The organism is Allobosea psychrotolerans, from assembly GCF_002917105.1.
GTDB lineage: Bacteria > Pseudomonadota > Alphaproteobacteria > Rhizobiales > Beijerinckiaceae > Allobosea > Allobosea psychrotolerans.
This window is the reverse complement of sequence record NZ_PQFZ01000004.1, coordinates 258,978-277,351: the sequence shown is the minus strand read 5'-3', so window position 1 is coordinate 277,351 and position 18,374 is coordinate 258,978. Positions and strand designations below refer to the sequence as shown.

The 18,374-nt window shown below is 66.4% G+C and carries 19 protein-coding genes; 15 read left to right on the top strand and 4 right to left on the bottom strand.

Annotated elements, in window-relative coordinates:
- The first annotated feature begins 22 nt into the window (after positions 1-22).
- From CYD53_RS09425 to CYD53_RS09415, 3 genes are all read left to right on the top strand, one after another.
- Positions 23-553, top strand: coding sequence for a D-glycero-alpha-D-manno-heptose-1,7-bisphosphate 7-phosphatase (locus CYD53_RS09425; RefSeq protein WP_245928155.1), 531 nt, complete (start codon positions 23-25; stop codon positions 551-553).
- Complete coding sequence (locus tag CYD53_RS09420; RefSeq protein ID WP_103717805.1) at positions 550-1,662, top strand: AGE family epimerase/isomerase; 1,113 nt, start codon at positions 550-552, stop codon at positions 1,660-1,662. Before CYD53_RS09425 ends, CYD53_RS09420 begins: the two co-directional genes overlap by 4 nt.
- A 197-nt stretch (positions 1,663-1,859) precedes the next feature.
- Entirely contained in the window at positions 1,860-3,017 is a 1,158-nt protein-coding gene (locus CYD53_RS09415) for a polysaccharide biosynthesis/export family protein (protein WP_103717958.1), read from the top strand.
- 33 nt (positions 3,018-3,050) lie between these two features.
- Here the strand turns inward: CYD53_RS09415 and CYD53_RS09410 are convergent, their stop codons facing one another.
- A complete protein-coding gene (locus CYD53_RS09410; protein WP_103717804.1) occupies positions 3,051-3,617 on the bottom strand; it encodes a helix-turn-helix domain-containing protein in 567 nt (188 codons plus the stop codon).
- 198 nt (positions 3,618-3,815) lie between these two features.
- Between CYD53_RS09410 and CYD53_RS09405 the strand changes: the two genes are divergently transcribed.
- The 12 genes from CYD53_RS09405 to glnT all read left to right on the top strand — a co-directional run bounded on the left by CYD53_RS09405 (position 3,816) and on the right by glnT (position 15,494).
- Positions 3,816-5,126 carry an alanine racemase gene (locus CYD53_RS09405; RefSeq protein WP_245928154.1) on the top strand — a complete coding sequence of 437 codons (1,311 nt, stop codon included), beginning with the start codon at positions 3,816-3,818 and terminating at the stop codon, positions 5,124-5,126.
- Between the two features lie 16 nt (positions 5,127-5,142).
- Positions 5,143-5,802 carry an amino acid ABC transporter permease gene (locus CYD53_RS09400; RefSeq protein WP_103717803.1) on the top strand — a complete coding sequence of 220 codons (660 nt, stop codon included), beginning with the start codon at positions 5,143-5,145 and terminating at the stop codon, positions 5,800-5,802.
- 10 nt (positions 5,803-5,812) lie between these two features.
- The gene (locus CYD53_RS09395; RefSeq protein WP_103717802.1) at positions 5,813-6,463 is read left to right on the top strand and encodes an amino acid ABC transporter permease; all 651 of its coding nucleotides are present in this window, start codon (positions 5,813-5,815) and stop codon (positions 6,461-6,463) included.
- Positions 6,450-7,178 (top strand): amino acid ABC transporter ATP-binding protein, encoded by a 729-nt coding sequence (locus CYD53_RS09390; RefSeq protein WP_103717801.1) that lies wholly within the window; start codon positions 6,450-6,452, stop codon positions 7,176-7,178. Before CYD53_RS09395 ends, CYD53_RS09390 begins: the two co-directional genes overlap by 14 nt.
- A 41-nt stretch (positions 7,179-7,219) precedes the next feature.
- Positions 7,220-8,014 carry a transporter substrate-binding domain-containing protein gene (locus CYD53_RS09385; RefSeq protein ID WP_103717800.1) on the top strand — a complete coding sequence of 265 codons (795 nt, stop codon included), beginning with the start codon at positions 7,220-7,222 and terminating at the stop codon, positions 8,012-8,014.
- Positions 8,015-8,109: 95 nt separating this feature from the next.
- The gene (locus tag CYD53_RS09380) at positions 8,110-9,138 is read left to right on the top strand and encodes a M14 family metallopeptidase (RefSeq protein ID WP_103717799.1); all 1,029 of its coding nucleotides are present in this window, start codon (positions 8,110-8,112) and stop codon (positions 9,136-9,138) included.
- Between the two features lie 24 nt (positions 9,139-9,162).
- Positions 9,163-10,236 (top strand): LacI family DNA-binding transcriptional regulator, encoded by a 1,074-nt coding sequence (locus CYD53_RS09375; protein WP_103717798.1) that lies wholly within the window; start codon positions 9,163-9,165, stop codon positions 10,234-10,236.
- A gap of 208 nt (positions 10,237-10,444) precedes the next feature.
- Positions 10,445-11,098 carry a helix-turn-helix domain-containing protein gene (locus tag CYD53_RS09370; protein WP_103717797.1) on the top strand — a complete coding sequence of 218 codons (654 nt, stop codon included), beginning with the start codon at positions 10,445-10,447 and terminating at the stop codon, positions 11,096-11,098.
- A gap of 76 nt (positions 11,099-11,174) precedes the next feature.
- The gene (locus tag CYD53_RS09365) at positions 11,175-12,065 is read left to right on the top strand and encodes a class II glutamine amidotransferase (protein WP_103717796.1); all 891 of its coding nucleotides are present in this window, start codon (positions 11,175-11,177) and stop codon (positions 12,063-12,065) included.
- Positions 12,065-12,754: a GltB/FmdC/FwdC-like GXGXG domain-containing protein gene (locus CYD53_RS09360; RefSeq protein WP_103717795.1), complete on the top strand. Its 690-nt coding sequence runs from the start codon at positions 12,065-12,067 to the stop codon at positions 12,752-12,754. The genes CYD53_RS09365 and CYD53_RS09360 overlap by 1 nt, the downstream gene beginning before the upstream one ends.
- 56 nt (positions 12,755-12,810) lie before the next feature.
- Positions 12,811-14,136 (top strand): FMN-binding glutamate synthase family protein, encoded by a 1,326-nt coding sequence (locus CYD53_RS09355; RefSeq protein WP_210202322.1) that lies wholly within the window; start codon positions 12,811-12,813, stop codon positions 14,134-14,136.
- Positions 14,137-14,195: 59 nt separating this feature from the next.
- Positions 14,196-15,494 (top strand): type III glutamate--ammonia ligase, encoded by a 1,299-nt coding sequence (gene glnT, locus CYD53_RS09350; RefSeq protein ID WP_103717793.1) that lies wholly within the window; start codon positions 14,196-14,198, stop codon positions 15,492-15,494.
- Positions 15,495-15,523: 29 nt separating this feature from the next.
- Here glnT and CYD53_RS09345 read toward each other — a convergent pair whose 3' ends face one another.
- The 3 genes from CYD53_RS09345 to CYD53_RS09335 all read right to left on the bottom strand — a co-directional run bounded on the left by CYD53_RS09345 (position 15,524) and on the right by CYD53_RS09335 (position 18,365).
- A complete protein-coding gene (locus tag CYD53_RS09345; RefSeq protein ID WP_103717792.1) occupies positions 15,524-16,339 on the bottom strand; it encodes an ABC transporter permease in 816 nt (271 codons plus the stop codon).
- Positions 16,336-17,169, bottom strand: a complete 834-nt coding sequence (locus CYD53_RS09340; protein ID WP_103717791.1) for an ABC transporter permease — start codon at positions 17,167-17,169, stop codon at positions 16,336-16,338. Before CYD53_RS09340 ends, CYD53_RS09345 begins: the two co-directional genes overlap by 4 nt.
- Before the next feature lie 65 nt (positions 17,170-17,234).
- On the bottom strand, positions 17,235-18,365 hold the full coding sequence (locus CYD53_RS09335; RefSeq protein WP_103717790.1) for an ABC transporter substrate-binding protein: 1,131 nt from the start codon (positions 18,363-18,365) through the stop codon (positions 17,235-17,237).
- Positions 18,366-18,374: the final 9 nt, after the last annotated feature.

Sequence of the window (18,374 nt, the reverse complement as noted above, 5' to 3'; positions counted from 1 at the left end):
AACCTATTCAGCGGAGAGGATCTTGGACGACTATGGCAAAAGAAGCGCCGTCTTCTTCGACCGCGACGGTGTCCTCAATGTCGATCATGGCTATGTCGGCCGGGTCGAGCAATTCGAATGGATCGAGGGGGCACGCGCGGCGATCGCACGGCTCAATCGGCTCGGCTTCCTGGTGTTCGTCGTCACCAATCAGTCCGGCGTCGCGCGCGGTTATTATACCGAAGCGGACGTAGGGACGGTCCACGCGCATATGGCAGCCGAGCTCGCCGCGATCGGCGCTCATATCGACGCCTTCCATTATTGCCCCTTCCTGCCGGGGGCGAGCGTGGAGCGCTACGATCGCGATTCCCCCTTGCGCAAGCCGGCGGCCGGCATGCTTCTCGAGTTGATCAAGCAGTTCGAGGTTGATCGCGCGAGCAGCTTCATGGTCGGCGACAAGAGCAGCGACATGGCCGCGGCCCAAAATGCCGGCGTCGAAGGATTGTTGTTCAAGGGCGGCGATCTCGACGCCTTCGTCGCGGCCCATCTGCGCAGCAAAGGCCATATCGCATGAGCGTCGCCGCGCTACGGCGATGGTTCGTCGAGCAAGCCCTGCCGCTCTGGGGTAGCGCCGGCTTCGACGCGCACGAAGGCCAGTTCGTCGAGCAGCTCGCCTTCGACCGGACGCCGCTGCTCGACGTTCCGCGGCGCGCTATGGCCCAGGCCCGGCAAATCTATGTGTTCGGGCTCGCGCATGAGCGCGGCTGGTTCCCGGGCGGCGACCGGCTCGCCGAGGTCGGCTACCGCCAATTGATCGCGCGCTATGGCCTGGCGGGTGGGACGCGAGGCTGGGCGTTTTCGGCCGACCGGAGCGGCCGCATCATCGATGCGAGGCGCGATCTCTATGCCCAAGCCTTCGTGCTTCTGGCGCTTGCTGCCGTCAGGCGGCTCGGCGGCGGCGCAGAGCCGCTCAGGCTCGCCCGCGAGACCCTCGCATTCATGGATGCCGAGATGGCAGCCCCGACTGGAGGATATCTGGAGGCGGTGCCGGGGCCTGCCGCTCCGCGCCGGCAGAACCCCCATATGCATCTGCTGGAAGCTTTTCTCGCATGGCAGGCGGTGGCGCCGGATGAGGGCTTCGACGACCGCGCCTGGGCGATCATCGACCTGCTCGAGCAGCGTTTCCTGGCTCATGGCGAAAACGACGTCGCGCTCGTCGAATGTTTCGACGAGCGGCTCGCACCGCTTGGCGGGCCGGACTACGCTTTCGAACCAGGCCATCACTTCGAATGGGTCTGGCTGCTCTCCGAATGCACGCGGCTCACGGGCCGCGGCCACCCGGAGCTGGCACAGGCCTTGTGGTCGAGCGCGTTGCGGTTTGGGTTCCGTGCCGACGGAGCGATTCTCGACGCCGTCACGATCTCCGGCAGGAGGCTCGACAGCGGGGTTCGGCTCTGGCCTCTTACCGAAGCTCTGAAAGCTTGCGCTTCCCGGCTTGCCGTGCCTGCAGGCGCGGTCGCTCGTGAGCCTGACGAGATTGCCGAAACCTTGCTTGCCACCTTCCTGCGTCCGGCGCAGCCAGGACTCTGGCTGGATCATTTCGACTCCAGCGGCAGATTGACGAGAGACAATGTGCCCAGCAGCTCATTATACCATCTGTGCTGCGCGCTTTCGCAGTTCTGATGATATTCAGCGCCCATTCGAGGCATCAAGAAACGATTGGCATTTTAGTAATCATATTCGCCAAAGGCGTAGCGACTGTAACCCCTTGGCGATGCGGCAAGTCCACACTTCGCAACGAACTTGTTCGCGGCTGATCGCCCTCATTTGCAATTGGGCGGATCGGTGTTAGTCGCCGAGTGTGGTGGGGGATTGGCTTGGTGCGGGTCGGACTTGTCGCAATTGTGTCTACACTCTCGCTTGCAGGTTGCAGCAGCCTGCCCGCGAGCGGTCCGTCGACATCGGACATCACCTCGCAGACCGAGACGGAGCTGGGCCGCTCGTTTGAACTGGTCGATCTGGCGCCGGCCGCACTCGCAACGTTGAATGCCCGTGCAGTCGACAGTTTCAGCGGCAGCTTCCGTGATCGCAGCGTCATAGCGGAATCACGAATCGGCATCGGCGATTTCATCGCCGTGACGATCTGGGAGGCCGGTGCCGGCGGCCTGTTTTCCGCGCCGTTGACGACCGACCGTTTCACGCCGGGGTCGCGTACCGCGACGATCCCCGAGCAGGCCGTCGCCCGCGACGGAACCATCTCCGTGCCCTATGCCGGCCGCGTCAGAGTGGCTGGCAAGACCGCCGCGGAGGTCCAGGAGACGATCGAGGAGCGGCTCGCCGGCAAGGCGATCCAGCCGCAGATCCTGGTCACGATGAGCAAGCAGATCAGCAACACCGTCGCCGTCACCGGCGAGGTTGCATCAGGCGGCCGCATTCCGCTGTCCAACAAGGGCGACCGGGTCCTTGAAGTGATTGCCGCGGCCGGCGGCATTCGCGCGCCCGTCAACGAGACGGAAGTCCGCCTGACGCGGGGCCCGCGGACGCTCGCTGTCCCGATGATCACGATCGTCAACAATCCCAACGAGAACATCTATCTCCGCGGCGGCGATACGCTGACACTGGTGCGCAACCCGCGGACCTTCATCGCCGCGGGCGCGACCGGCCGCAACGCCGAGATCCCATTCGAGGCCGACGCCATGAACCTCGCCCAGGCGCTGGCTAAAGCCGGCGGCCTGCTCGACTTCCGCGCCGATCCCGAAGGCGTGTTTCTATACCGGTTCGAATCGTCGGAGACGCTTCGGCGCATCAAGCCGGACAGCCCGCTCCTCGGCCATGGCCGGCAGGTCCCGGTCATCTATCGCGTGAACCTGCGCGATCCGAACGGGCTCTTTGTCGCGCAAGGGCTGCGCATGCAGCGCGGGGACATCCTCTACGTCTCGAATGCGCCGCTGACGGACGTGCAGAAGGCGTTCTCGATCTTCCAGAGCCTGGCATCGCCTGCGGTGCAAGGCGTCAGCATTGCCTCCGGATACCGATAACAGCTCAACCGTCCCGAGCCCGTGCGAGGGGCTTCAGGAGTTGCTCAGCACCGCGACGGCATAGACGCAGGTCCGGTCGCTCTCGTTCTTGAAGACGCAATCGCTGGGAGGGCCGAGTTCGAGGCAATCGCCTTCCTTCATCTCGTGCCGCGTCTGCCCTTCCACGAAGACGAGCTCACCATCCAGCACCCAGATCAGCTGGCGCATGAAGGCGTAGGCCGAGGCGGGCATCGGCACCTCCTTCCCGGCCGGCAATTCGATGCGCACCAGGTCGAGCGGCAGGTCCGAGCGCGGCGAGACATGGCGGCGCACATAGCCGGTCTGCGGATCGACCCATAGCGGCTGATCGGCCTTGCGCAGCAGCCGCCCCTGCTGCATCTCCGCCCGCGCCATCAGCGTCGACATGCTCAGGCCGAAGGCTCCGGAGAGCTTGCCGAGCAAGGTCGCCGTCGGGCTGCTCTCGGCCCGCTCCACCTTGAAGATCATGGCGCGGGATACCGACGCCTTTTCGGCGAGGTCGGACAGCGACCAGCCCCTGCCCTCCCGTTCGATGCGAATGCGAGCGCCAATGCGCTGATCGATGCCGTCAGCTTTCACCATGCGTGATCCTATAGTGGACGGATCCGCAAAATCAAAAGCGGGCCGCGCTGTATCAGGGCGCCTCCGCAGGCCCTCGTCCCGTGCTCACGAAGTGATCACGTCCGATGCCGGATGTCCTGTCCTCGAATGACGAATGACAACGTTGTCATGAAAGGTCGATCCTGCTAGAGGCAGGCTCGCCGGGAGGAGCACCCAATGATGCAGTCGATCATCGATGGCGGACGCATGGATGGCGAAAGCATGCGTCTCGACGCGAGCTTGCGCGGCGTGCCCTTCGCCCAGCCGGTGTCACCGCAGAACCTCATCGAGGCGGGCCTGCGTCCGGGCCATGGCGAGCTCTCGCTGCCGGCCCTGACGCTGGACGAAGCGGCGCTTGCCTCCAACCGCGAGATCTTCTTCCGCTATCTCGCAGCCCATGGCGCGCTGGTCGCGCCGCACGCCAAGACGCCGATGTCGCCCGAGATCGTCGCGGAATTGCGCCAGGCCGGCGCCTGGGGCGCCTCCGTCGCCAATCTCCAGCAGGCGGCCGTGCTGATGCAGGCCGGCGAGCCGCGTCTCCTGCTCGCGAACCAGATCGGCGGCATCGCGGCCGGCCGGCGCCTGGGCGCGCTGCTCGCCGCCTATCCGCAAGTCGAGATCAGCGCCTTCGCCGATTCACCCGCCTCCGTCGCCGGTCTCGCCCTCGCCGCCGAAACCGCCGGCCGGCAGGGGTTGCCGGTCCTCGTCGAGATCGGCGCTGGGCGCGCCGGCGCACGCGATGCGCAAGCCGTCGAAACGGTCATCAGCGCGGTCGGCGCCTCCAAGGGGCGGCTTCGCCTCGCTGGCGTCGCGACCTATGAGGGCGCCGTCGCCGGCCCGGATCCCGTCGCGACCCAAGCCGCCATCGCCACGCTCATGGAGCGCACCATCGCGGCTTTCGCCCGCATCCGCGCCATCGAGCCCGAGGCCCCCTTGCTGATCAGCGCCGGCGGCTCGGCCTATTTCGATCTCGTCATCGCGGCGCTTTCGCCGGTGGCACAGGCGGATGGGCGAGCGAGCCTGCTCCTGCGCAGCGGCGCGATCTTCTTTTCCGACCACGGCATCTACGCCCGCGCCTTCGCGGCGCTCGACGCGCGCGGCGGCCTGGTCATGGGCGGCGAGACGCTGTCGGCATCCGAAAGCTTCCGCCCGGCGCTGCGGCTCTGGGCCGAGGTGCTGTCGCGGCCGGAGCCCGGGCTCGCCATCGCCGGTTTCGGCATGCGCGACGTCTCCTTCGACCAGGGCCTGCCGCGATTGCTGAGCGTCCATCGCGACGGGGCTGAGCTTGCGGGCATTGCGGGCGTCACGGTCGAGCGGTTGAACGACCAGCACGCCTTCCTCTCCCTGCCGGCCGGCTGCGATCTCGCTGTCGGCGACATCCTTTGCCTGGGCATTTCCCATCCCTGCACCTGCCTCGATCGCTGGCGGGCGGTCTTCGGATTGACGCAGGACGGCACGGTCGGGCGCGTGCTGCGCACGCATTTCGGCTGAGCGGCGAGGTGCGGCGATGAACTTCCAGCAGCTCTGGCGCTATCAGGACCAGCTCGTCGAAGGCACGCTGATCACGCTTGCGCTAACGCTGATCGCGGCCTGCGCCGGCCTCGTCATCGGCCTGCTCGGCGCGGCGCTCTTGCGCAGCGGATCGCGTCCGGTCCGCCTCGCGATCCGCAGCTATATCGAAATCATCCGCAACACGCCCTCGCTGATCCAGATCTTCCTGATCTTCTTCGTGCTGCCGAGCTTCGGCCTCAAGCTGCCGGCCTTCGAGGCGGCGGCCGTGGCGCTCAGCCTGTATTTCGGCGCCTACGCCATCGAGATCGTGCGTGCGGGGCTGGAGTCGATCCCGCCAAGCCAGATCGAGGCCGGCCAGTGCCTCGGGCTGACGCGCTGGCAGGTCTTTCGCCATGTCGTGCTGCCGCCGGCGCTGCGCAATGTCTATCCGGCCTTCACCAGCCAGTTCACCCTGCTGTTGCTGGGCACCTCGCTCGCCTCCCAGGTCGCGGCCGGGGAGCTGTTCCACGCCGGCAGCTTCATCGAGAGCCGCACCTATCGCAGCTTCGAGGTCTATGCGGTGATCTGCGCGATCTATTTCGCGATGGTGATGGCGTTCAAGGCGGTGTTCGCCGCCATCGGCCTCCTCACCTTCCGCTGGCCGGTCAGGCGCTGAGGAGCCCGGAATGCGTTCCTTCAGCCTTATCGACCTGGTCTCCCTCGTCTACGCGCTGCAGTGGACGGTGCTGCTCGTGCTGTTGGCGCTCGCCTTCGGCGCGCCGCTCGCGCTCCTGCTCGCAACCGCGCGCACCAGCCGGTTCGCGGCCTTGCGCTGGCTCGCCGCAGCCGTGATCCAGCTCATCCAGGGCGTGCCTCTGCTTGGCCTGCTGTTCTTCTTCTATTTCGGCATGCCGGTCTTCCTCGACCTGCAGGTGCCGGCGCTCGTCGCCGTCGGCATCGCCTATACGCTCTATACCGCGGGCTTCCTCGGCGACATCTGGCGCGGCGGCATCCAGGCGGTGAAGCCGGCGCAATGGGAGGCCGGAGCATGCCTGGGCCTGAGCAGCTGGCAGCAGTTCCGCCACATCATCGGCCCGCAGGCGCTGCGGCTCTCGCTGCCGCCGACGGTCGGTTTCCTCGTGCAATTGATCAAGGGCACCTCGCTCGCCTCGATCGTCGGCTTCGTCGAGCTCGCCCGCGCCGGCCAGGTCGCGAGCGCGGCGACCTTCCAGCCGCTCCTCACCTACAGCGTCGTGGCCGCGATCTACTTCGCGCTGTGCCTGCCGCTGACCTTGTGGTCCCGTTCCCTGGAGGCTCGCCTCAATGGCGCTCGTTGAAATCCGCGATGTCCGCAAGAGCTTCGGCCAGGTCGAGGTCCTGAAAGGAGTCTCGCTCGATGTCGCGGAAGGCGAGATCGTCACGATCATCGGCCGTTCGGGATCGGGCAAATCGACGCTGCTGCGCTGCATCAACGCGCTGGAAACCGTCAATTCCGGCACGATCACGGTCGAAGGCCGGCGCGTCTCCGCTGGCATGGCCAATCTGCGCCAATTCCGCCAGCGCGTCGGCATCGTCTTCCAGGCCTTCAACCTGTTCCCGCATCTGAGCGTCGAGAAGAACATCACGCTGGCGCCGCTGCTGACCAAGAAGATCGGCAAAAGCCAGGCCCGCGCGCTCGCCCAGGACGTGCTCGGCCGGGTCGGGCTCTCCGACAAGATCGACGCATGGCCGGAGCAGCTTTCGGGCGGCCAGCAGCAGCGCGTCGCGATCGCCCGCTGCCTGGCGATGGCGCCACATCTGATGCTGTTCGACGAGGTGACCTCGGCGCTCGACCCCGAGCTCGTCGGCGAGGTGCTGAAGGTGATGGAGGACATGGCGCGCCAGGGCATGACCATGGTCCTCGTCACCCATGAAATGGGCTTCGCGCGCAATGTCGCGAACAAGATCGTCTTCATGCATCAGGGCAAGGTCTGGGAGGAGGGTCCGCCGGAGAAGCTCTTCGCTGCCCCCCAGACGCCCGAGCTGCGCAGTTTCATCAACTCGGTGAAGTAGCCGGTCCCCAAGGCTGCAACGAGCCCTCAGAGGAGAAGAGCATGACCCTGTTCAAGACCATGATGGCGGCATTCATTGCCGCAGCGACCCTGGCCGCCCCCGTCGCCGCCAGGGCCGACAAGCTGCAGGACGTCCTCAAGGCCGGCAAGCTGCGCGTCGGCATCCTGACCGACGCCGCGCCCTGGGGCTTCAAGGACGACAAGGGCGAGATCGCCGGCCTCGACGCCGACCTCGCCAAGCTCGTCGCCGGCGACCTTGGCGTGAAGCTCGAGCTCGTTCCCGTTACCGGCGCGGCGCGCATCCCGAGCCTGCTCTCCGACAAGATCGACGTGCTCGTCGCCGGCCTCGGCGCCACGCCCGAGCGCGCCCAGCAGATCATGTTTTCGCAGCCCTATGCCGTGGTGAATCTCGGCGTCTACGGCCCGAAATCGATCCCCGCCGCCACCGGCAAGAAGCCCGACAACCTCAAGGGCAAGACGGTCGCCGTCGCCAAGGGCACGACGCTCGATCTCTGGCTGACCGACAATGCGCCCGAGGTGAAGGTCGTGCGCTTCGAGGATACGCCGGCTGCCATCGCAGCCTATCTCGCCGGCCAGGCCGATACCTTCGCCGAGAACAGCGCCATCGCCATCAAGGTGATGGAGCAGAACCCTGCCAAGGAGGTCGAGATGAAGTTCGTCATCCGCCAGTCGCCAGCTCATATCGGCGTGCGCCAGGGCGAGCAGAACCTGCTGAACTGGCTCAACACCGCGATCTTCTCCAACAAGCTGAACGGCAAGCTCGGCGCGCTGCAGCTGAAATGGTTCAAGGAAGAGCAGTCCCTGCCGACGCTCTGAATGTCCAGCCGCCGCCCGGCTTTCGTCGGGCGGCGCCTGCTCCGAAGCCGCTGCCGGTTCGGCAACCGCCGACCGGCGGCGCATCAAGGTGCCCCATGCATACCGGCCTTTTCCACGAGCTCGACTTTGCCGCCAACGGCAAGGCGCTCGGCTATCTCAGCATTCCCTTCTCGATCGACCGCTCGCCCTATTTCCAGGTCAAGGTGCCGGTCTGCCGCATCCGCAACGGCGAGGGCCCGCGCGTCCTCTTGATGGCCGGCAACCATGGCGACGAATATGAGGGCGAGATCGCTCTCACCCAGTTGATCCGGCGCCTGGCGCCCGAGGCGATGCGCGGCGAGCTGACGATCCTGCCTTTCACCAATTCGCCGGCGGTGATGGCGGCGCGGCGGCGCTCGCCGCTCGACGACGGCAATCTCAACCGCGCCTTTCCGGGCGACGCCAGCGGCGTGCCGACCAGCCGGATCGCGCATTTCCTGGAGACAGAACTATTTCCACGCCATGACGTGGTGTTTGACCTGCATTCGGGCGGCACTTCGATGGCGCATCTGCCTTGCGCCTTGATCGAAAAGCAGGGTTCGCCGGAGGTTCTTGCCCGCGCGCTGGCGCTGATGGACGGGCTCGGCATGCCCTTCGGCTTCATCGCGGAGAACGGCGCGGAGGCGCCGACCTCGATGGCGGCCGCCGCTCGTGCCGGGGCGATCGGCATTTCGGGTGAGTTTGGCGGCGGCGGCACGGTGACGCCGCAAAGCATGGCGCTGACCCGGCGCGCCATCGACAGATTGCTGATGGCGCTCGGCAGTATCGCCGAGCCGGTATTGGGCCCGCATCAGCCAATCGAACACACGATGACGCTGCTCGCCTTGCAGAGCCACACGCAAGCGATCTACGCCACGCGCCGCGGCTGGTTCGAGCCGCGCGTCGATTGTGGCGCGACAGTCGAGGCCGGCGATCTGGCAGGCTGGTACCACGACTTCGGGCGGCTCGACCTGGCCGAGGAGGAGCTGCGCTTCGCCGCCTCAGGCATCGTGATTTCGCGCCGCCTGCACACAGACAGCGAATCGGGCGATTGCCTGATACAGGTCGGGCGACGCTTGGATCGCGCCGCCCTGGGTCTCGGCTAAGCGGCAGGCGATCGGGGAGGCTCGATGACGGAGGCGGCGGCGCCACGGCCGAATTACGACGATGTCGTGCGCGTGCGCGCCGACCAGGCGATCGCGCCGCGCCCCTCCGCCCGCCCTCCCCGCATCGAGGCGGTCGCGCGCCTCGCCGGGGTCTCGCCGATCACCGTCTCGCGGGCCCTGCGCCAGCCGGAGAAGCTGACCGAGGAGACCCGCCGCAAGGTGCTCGAAGCCGTCGCGCAGACCGGCTATGAATCGAACCCCCATGCGCGGGCGCTGCGCTCCGGCCGCTCGACGCTCGTCGCAGCCTTCATCTCCAACATCCTCAGCCAACCCTTCGGCCTGGCGATCCAGGGGCTGGCGGCCGAGCTCGAGCCCGAGGGCTATGAGCTGATGATCGGGCAGACCTCCTATTCCTATGCGAAGGAGGTCGCGATGATCCGCTCGCTGCGCTCCCTGCGGCCGGCGGCGGTGATGTTCACCGGCGTCATCGAGCTCGAGGACAACCGGCAGGCGCTGCGCGAGCTCTCGATCCCGGTCGTCGAGACCTGGGCCTATCCGCGCGATCCGATCGACATGCTGGTCGGCTTCTCCAATGTCGATGCCGGCGCCATGGCAGCCGAGCATCTTGCGGCACGCGGCTATCGTCGCCTCGGCTTCATCGGCCGCGCCGGAGGGCGCGGCGCCCTGCGGCTGCAAGGGTTCCGGGCGGCGGCGGAACGGCTTGGCATTGCGATCGCCCGCGAGGTGACGGTTCCCGAAGTGATCGGCATCACTGACGGCCGCGCGGCGCTGCGCCGGCTCGTGGAGGATGGCGAACAGGTCGAGGCAGTGTTCTGCGCCAACGACCTCTTGGCGACGGGCGCCCTGATCGAGGCGCGCGCGCGGGGCCTCGGCATCCCCGGCGACCTCGCCATATTGGGCTTCGGCGACAATGACGCCGCCGCCGAGATCGCGCCGGGCCTGACCACGATCAGCATCGACGCCTACAGCATCGGCCGGCGCGCCGGGGCGCTGCTGCGCGAAAGGCTCGGCGGCGTTGCGCCGCAGATGCCGCAGCAAGCTATCGACCTCGAATTGATCCTGCGCGGGAGTGTCTGACACCCGCCTCCCTCGCCCGATTGTTGGGCATGGCCCTGCCTGATTTTTCCTTGGGGAACCAGATTCGGCCGGGATGGCTTTTCCCTGGCCAGCGGCCTGCGCCCGATGTTTCGCCATCGGCGAAGGCCCCCCGCGCAGCGCATTTCCCTCGCGCCGGCAGCGGTTGACTCGCCCCGATCGATCCTGCTGTCTGCAGGCCAGCGCGACGATGCGCGATTGGCAAGGGATGGTGCTGTCGTTGAGCGTCCAGGACAGTTCGACCGGCTCGGGAGCGCCGGGGGAGACCCGCAAGACACTGGAGATCGCGCTCGGCCGTCAGATCCGCGCGATCCGGCGCTCGCATGATTTGTCGGTTGCCGATCTCGCCGCGGCTGCCGGGATCTCGGCCGGCATGCTGTCGAAGATCGAGAACGGGCAGATCTCGCCGTCGCTCAATACGATCGCGGCCATCGCCGCCAGCGTCAACGTGCCGATCAGCACGCTCTTTGCCGCCTTCGAGGAGAAGAGCGACTGCTCCTATGTGCCGGCCGGCAAGGGGGTCAACATCGAGCGGCGCGGCACCAAGGCCGGGCATGTCTATGAGCTTCTGGGCCATGCGCTGGGCGGCGACGTGGTGGTGGAGCCTTATCTCATCACGCTGCGCGAGGACGCCTCGCCCTTCACCGGCTTCCAGCATGCCGGCGTCGAGTTCATCTACATGCTCAGTGGCGAGGTGGTCTATCGGCACGCCGAGGGGCGCTATCGCTTGAAGCCGGGCGATGCGCTCTTGTTCGACTCGGGCGCGCTACATGGGCCGGAGGAGTTCGTGCAATTGCCGATGACCTATCTGTCGATCATCGTCTATCCGCGCCAGGCGCCCTAGTTTTCTTGACAAGAACTTTTGTTTCTTGACAGGATAGCGACCCATGCTAGGACTCTCGCCATGACGGGAGGGTCACATGTGCGGGATCGTCGGCTTATTCATCAAGGCTCCGGAGCTTGAGCAAGATCTAGGCCGGCTCCTCTCCGCCATGCTGGAGACGATGAGCGATCGCGGGCCCGACAGCGCGGGCTTCGCCATCTACGGCGCGGACAAGGCCGATCTCGTCAAGCTGACGCTCAGCCATTCCGACCCAGCCGCGCTGGAGCGTGTTGCCGGCGCGCTCGACACCCATCTCGGCTATCCCGCGGAGCGGACGATCCGCTCCAACCATCTCATCGTCTCGGTCCGCCGCGCCGACGAGGAGCGCGCGCGTGCCTTCGCAACTGGTGCGGGCCTACGCGTCGTCGGGGCCGGCAAGCGCATGGAGATCTTCAAGGAGGTCGGGCTTCCCATCCAGGTCGCGGAGCAGTTCGGCCTGGCCGGCATGTCGGGCACGCACGGCATCGGCCATACCCGCATGGCAACCGAATCCGCCGTGACCACGAACGGCGCCCATCCCTTCTCCACCGGGCGGGACCAGTGCCTCGTCCATAACGGCTCGCTCTCGAACCACAACTCGGTGCGGCGCGAGCTGACGCGCGAAGGCCTGTCCTTCGAGACCGAGAACGACAGCGAGGTCGCCGCCGGCTACCTGACCTGGCGCATGCGCGAGGGTGCTTCGCTGCGCGAGGCGCTGGAGGAGAGCCTCAAGGCGCTGGACGGTTTCTACACCTTCGTGGTCGGCACCGAGAACGGCTTTGCCGTGCTGCGCGACCCCGTCTCCTGCAAGCCGGCGGTGATGGCGGAAACCAGGGACTATGTCGCATTCGGCTCGGAATACCGCGCGCTTGCCGGCCTGCCCGGCATCGAAAGCGCCCATATCTTCGAACCCGAGCCAGCCAAGGTCTACGCCTGGGAGCGCGCCTGATGCCTGTCGTCGATCTCGCAATGGTGCCGCTGCGCTCGCTGAACGCGGATCTGCACAAGCTGCCCCAGAACACCAATGAGACGCATTGGACGATCAGGAATCCCGGCGGCAAGCATGCTCTGGCGGTCGGGCTCGACGCGCCGGTGACCGTCGAGATCGAGGGGCATGTCGGCTATTATTGCGGCGGCATGAACAAGGAAGCCACGATCGTCGTCACCGGCAATGCCGGGGTCGGCGTCGGCGAGAACATGATGTCGGGCGAAATCCGCATCAAGGGCGACGCCAGCCAGGCGGCCGGCGCCACCGGCCGGGGCGGCCTTCTCGTCATCGAGGGTGACGCCTCGGCGCGCTGCGGCATCTCGATGAAGGGCATCGACATCGTCGTGAAGGGCTCGATCGGCCCGATGAGCGCCTTCATGGCGCAGGAGGGCAACCTCGTCGTGCTCGGCGATGCCGGCGAGGCGCTGGGCGATTCCATCTACGAGGCCAGGCTCTTCGTGCGCGGCGCGGTCAGGAGCCTCGGCGCCGATTGCGTGGAGAAGCCGATGGAGGCCGCCGACCGCGCAGCGCTGGCCGGCGTCATCGCGCGCGCGGGCCTCAGCGACGACGTCTCGCCGGACGAGTTCAAGCTCTACGGCTCCGCCCGCACCCTCTACCATTTCCACGTCGACAACGCCTCGGCGTATTGAGCGAGCTCCCCATGACCGCGTCACTCAAGCCCATGCCGGCTGCGCCGCTTAGCGACATGCCAGCGACCGCGCAGACCACGCCGCGCTTCTCCGCGACCTTCGACCCGCATACGATCTCGGAGATCCAGCGCGCCGCCGCGACCGGCATCTACGACATCCGCGGCGGCGGGGCGAAGCGCAAGCTGCCGCATTTCGACGACCTGCTGTTCCTGGGCGCCTCGATCTCGCGCTACCCGCTCGAAGGCTATCGCGAGAAATGCGGCACCGATGTCGTGCTCGGCGCCCGCTTCGCCAAGAAGCCGATCCATCTGAAGATCCCGATCACGATCGCCGGAATGAGCTTCGGCGCCTTGTCGGGACCAGCCAAGGAAGCGCTCGGGCGCGGTGCGACGATCGTCGGCACTTCGACGACGACGGGCGATGGCGGCATGACCCCCGAAGAACGCGGCCACTCGCAAACGCTGATCTATCAGTACCTGCCCTCGCGCTACGGCATGAACCCGGATGATCTGCGCAAGGCCGACGCGATCGAGATCGTGATCGGCCAGGGCGCCAAACCCGGCGGCGGCGGCATGCTGCTCGGCCAGAAGATTTCCCCGCGCGTCGCCAGGATGCGCAACCTGCCGGAAGGCATCGACCAGCGCTCGGCCTGCCGCCACCCGGACTGGACCGGCCCCGACGATCTCGAGATCAAGATCGAGGAGCTGCGCGAGATCACCGATTGGGAGAAGCCGATCTATGTGAAGGTCGGCGCGAGCCGGCCCTATTACGACACGGCGCTCGCCGTGAAATCCGGCGCCGATGTCGTGGTGCTCGACGGCATGCAGGGCGGCACCGCGGCGACGCAGGAGGTCTTCATCGAGAATGTCGGCCTGCCGATCCTGGCGGCCATCCGCCCGGCCGTGCAGGCGCTGCAGGATCTCGGCATGCATCGCAAGGTCCAGCTCATCGTCTCCGGCGGCATCAGGACCGGCGCCGATGTCGCCAAGGCGCTGGCGCTGGGCGCGGATGCTGTCGCGATCGGCACCGCGGCGCTGATCGCGCTCGGCGACAACGACCCGCGGCTGGAGGCAGAATACGCCAAGCTCGGCACCACCGCCGGCGCTTATGACGACTGGCATGAGGGGCGCGACCCCGCCGGCATCACGACGCAGGATCCCGAGCTCGCCGCACGTCTCGACCCGCTCAAGGCCGGGCGCAGATTGGCGAATTATCTCTCCGTCCTGGCGTTGGAAACGCAGACCATCGCGCGCGCCTGCGGCAAGAGCCATGTCCATAATCTGGAACCGGAGGATCTCGTGGCGCTGACCGTGGAAGCCGCCGCCATGGCGCGCGTGCCGCTGGCCGGCACCAACTGGATTCCCGGCAGCGCCGGGTTCTGAAGCCGCAGACGGGGCCGTCCAACGAGGCGGCCCTTATCGTTTGAAGAATGGGGAACTGAATGACCGTCGATCTCGCGGCCGCCGCCAAGGAGCGCGGCATCAAGTATTTCTTGATTTCCTACACCGATCTGTTCGGCGTCCAGCGCGCAAAGCTGGTTCCCGCCGGCGCTATCAACGGCATGGCGAAGAGCGGCGCCGGCTTTGCCGGCTTCGCGACCTGGCTCGACATGACGCCGGCCGACCCTGATCTCTTCGCCGTGCCCGACCCCGACAGCCTGATCCAGCTGCCCTGGAAGCCGGAAGTCGGCTGGCTCGCCGCCGATCTGTGGATGAATGGCCAGGAGGTCGCGCAGGCCCCGCGCAACCTGCTCAAGCGCCTGGTCAAGGATGCCGCCGCCCAGGGCTATACGATGAAGACCGGCGTCGAATGCGAGTTCTTCCTGACCACGCCCGACGGTCTCCAGGTCTGCGACGTCGCCGACAAGCTGACCAAACCCTGCTACGACCAGTCGGCCCTGATGCGCCAATACGACGTCATCGCCGAACTCTGCGACGCGATGCTGGCGCTCGGCTGGAAGCCCTATCAGAACGACCATGAGGACGCGAACGGCCAGTTCGAGATGAATTGGAATTTCGGCGATGTGCTCGTCACCGCCGACCGCCATTCCTTCTTCAAATACATGGCGAAATCGATCGCCGAGAAGCATGGCCTGCGGGCGACCTTCATGCCGAAGCCATTCCTGAACCTGACCGGCAGCGGCTGCCACGCCCATGTCTCGGTCTGGAACGGCGAGCGCAACCTGTTCGAGGACGAGGCCGGCGAGCTCGGCGTCTCGCAGCTCGGCTATCACTTCATCGGCGGCGTGATCCATTCGGCCGACGCGCTCTGCGCCCTGTTCAACCCGACGGTGAACTCCTACAAGCGCATCAATGCGCCGCGCACGACCTCGGGCGCGACCTGGTCGCCCAACACCGTGACCTATTCCGGCAATAACCGCACCCATATGATCCGCATTCCCGAAGGCGGGCGGTTCGAATTGCGGCTGCCCGACGGCGCGGCCAACCCCTATCTCCTGCAAGCCGGCATCGTCGCCGCCGGCCTCGACGGCATCCGCAACAAGCGCGATCCCGGCAAGCGCCTCGACATCAACATGTACACGGACGGCCACCTGGTCGAGGGCGTCAAGACGCTGCCCCTCAACATGCTCGACGCGCTGCGCGCGCTCGAAGCCTCGGAGGTCCTGAAGGAGGGCCTTGGCGCCTTCGTTCCCGCCTATCTCAAGCTCAAGCACCAGGAATGGAACGATTACGCACGCCATCTCACCCAGTGGGAGCGTGACGTGACGCTCGACTGCTGAGACGGAAGCGGCTTTCGCAAGCCGCGCCGTCAGGCGCCGACCTTGGCCAGCACGTCGGCGCGCAGGAAGCGCTCGATGAACAGCATGAACAGCACGGAGGGAACGAGCAGGATCAGCGCCGTGATCGAGGCGACCTGATAATTGCCGCCCATCGCCGCGTTGTAGAGCAGGAGCGGCAGCGTCGTGACCTGCGGTACGCCGACGAAGAAGGTGCCGGTGAATTCGTCGAGCGACTCCAGGAAGACGAAGATGCCGCTGGCGATGATGCCCGGCGCGGCCAAGGGCAGCGTCACCGTGAAGAAGGCGCGCAAGGGCGAGGCGCCGATATTGCGGGCGGCGAGTTCGAGATCCTTGTCGACCGCGGCGAAAGCCGCCGCCGCGATCCAGACGGAATAGACCAGGCCATGGGCGGCATGGACGAGGACGACGGCGAAGACCGTGCCGTTGATGCCGATCTGGTAGAACACCCGCGCGACGTTGATGTAGATCGCGACCGAGGGAAAAGCCTGCGGCAGCAGGAACATCACCATGAACAGCGCCCGCATCGGCAGCTTCAGGCGCGCCAGCGCATAGCCCGCGGGAATCGAGAGTGCGAGCGCGACCACGACCGTCAGCACGGCGATCCAGACCGAGGTGCCGAGCGAAGCCATCGCGTCGCCGGTCGGACGGAAGACCTGCTCCCAATAGCGCGTGCCATAGGTCACCGGCAGCTTGAACGGCGTGTACCAACGCTCGGCGACCGACCAGAGCGCGAGATTGGCCAATGGGCCGATCAGCACGAAGGCGAAGGCGGCGAGCAGGGCTGCGGCCAGCGTCGCCCGGGCTGTCGAGGCGAGGCGGATCATGGCGCTGCCTCCTTCGACAAGCCGCGCTTGAGGTAGAGGATCGCGGCGCCTGCGCTGATCAGATAGGTGATGACGCCGAGCGCATTCGCCGTGGCGTAGTCGCCATAGGAGTTGATGCGGAAGGCCATGTCGACCGTGAGCATGGTCGGCTGCGAGCCCGCGACCATCATCGGCACGGAGAGCACCGAGAGCATCGTCACAAAGGACAGCACGAGCGCCACCAGCAGCGTCGGCATCACCTGCGGCAAGGCCAGTTCGACGAGCACGCGGACACGCGAAGCGCCGAGATTGCGGCCGGCCTCAAGCGTCGCCCGGTCGATCGAGGCGAGCGCGCCGGCAAGCAGCAGCGCGACGAAGGGGGTCTGCTTCCAGACGAAGGTCGCGATGATGCCGCGCCAGTCGAGATAGCTCACGGCGCTCAGCGGCTCCATCAGCCCGAGCGAGACGAAGGTGTTGTTCATCAGCCCGTTCTTGGCGAGGAAGGTGCGCATGCACTGCGCCGCGACGATGAAGGGGATGAACAGCGGCCAGCGATAGAGCGCCTTGAGCGTGCCGACGATCCAGGGATTCTCGCCCAATGTCAGCGTGCCGGCGATGACGATCGCGGCAAGCGCGGTCAGCCCGCAGGAGGCCAGGACGATCACCACCGTGAAGACGATGTCGGTCGAATACAGCTCATAGGCCTTGGCGAACCAGTCCAGCGTCAGCGAGCCGTCCGGCTTGGTGAAGGCCGAGATCAGCGAGAAGCCGAGCGGGTAGAGGAACAGCGCAGCGACGAGGAGAAGGCCGGGCGCGATGAGGATCAGCGCCAGTTGGCGTTGGGAGAGCATGGACAGGCGCCGATCGCGAGGATGGGCGGCCCGGCGTCAAGCCGGGCCGGTGGTGGATTCGACCGTCAGTTCGAGACCTTCTTCTCGTAGCCTTCGAGGATGTCGTTGAAGTAGGGCGCGATCGGGAAGGACTTGGCGTTCTTCGAGAGATCGCTCGGGGTGATGTCGGTGAAGAGCTTGTTCCAGGCCGCCTGGTCGAGCTTGCCCTCGAGGTTCTTGGCGTCGATGCCCGGATACCAGTTGAACTTCTTGACGATGCCGTCGGCCTGCACCTGCGGGCTGGTGGCGAGCGCGATGAACTCCTCGGCGAGCTTGCGGTTGGCGGTCTTCTCCGGCACCGCGTAATACATCGGCTGGCCCGGCATGCCCGGCGAGGCGAGCTTGAGCTTCATGTTCGGCGGCAGCTTGCCGTCGGCCTGCCAGGAATAGAACATGTCGACCCAGACCGGCCCCATCGCGATCTCGCCGCGGTTGAGCATGTCGAGCGTGCCGGCATTGCCCGGCGTGATGACAACCGACTTGTTGAACTCCTTCAGATCGGCGAACGCGCCGTCCCAGGACGCCTTCACGGCCGGATCATAAGGGCCCTTGATCAGCTTGTCGGCGTCGCCGCCGAAGGCGTAGACCCAGCCGGCTACGAAGGCGACGCCGGACATGCCGCCCTTGATGCCGTTATAGCCGAACTGCTTGGGGTTCTTCTTGGCCCAGTCGCGCAGCTCCACGAAAGTGCTGGGCGGGGATTTGAGCAGATCGGCATTATAGGCGAGCGCGGTCTGCGACTGGAACATCGGGATGACGAAGCCCGAGACGTCGGCGCCCAGCGCGTTCTTCGCGGTGTCGCTGGAGACGAGCTTCGCGGTGTCGACCTTGTCGGTGTATTTGGCGAGCAGGCCTTCCTTCACCATCGTGCCGGCGGCCTTCTGGTGGATGACGACGACATCGAAATCGGTCGTCGTCGCGCTCTTCTGCGCATCGAGCTTCTCATAGATTTTCTGCGAGCCGGAATCGCCGGCGCCGGTGCCGACGGACACGACCTTCACGCCGGGATGGGACTTCTCGAACATCGGCCCGAGATAGTCCTTCACATAGTCGACCATGTTCTGGTCGCCGGCGGTGGCGACGTTCAGGGTCTGGGCCGAGAGCGGCGACGCCGCCATCAGTGCCGCGAGCGAACAGGCAATGGTGAGGATGCGCATGGGTCTGAC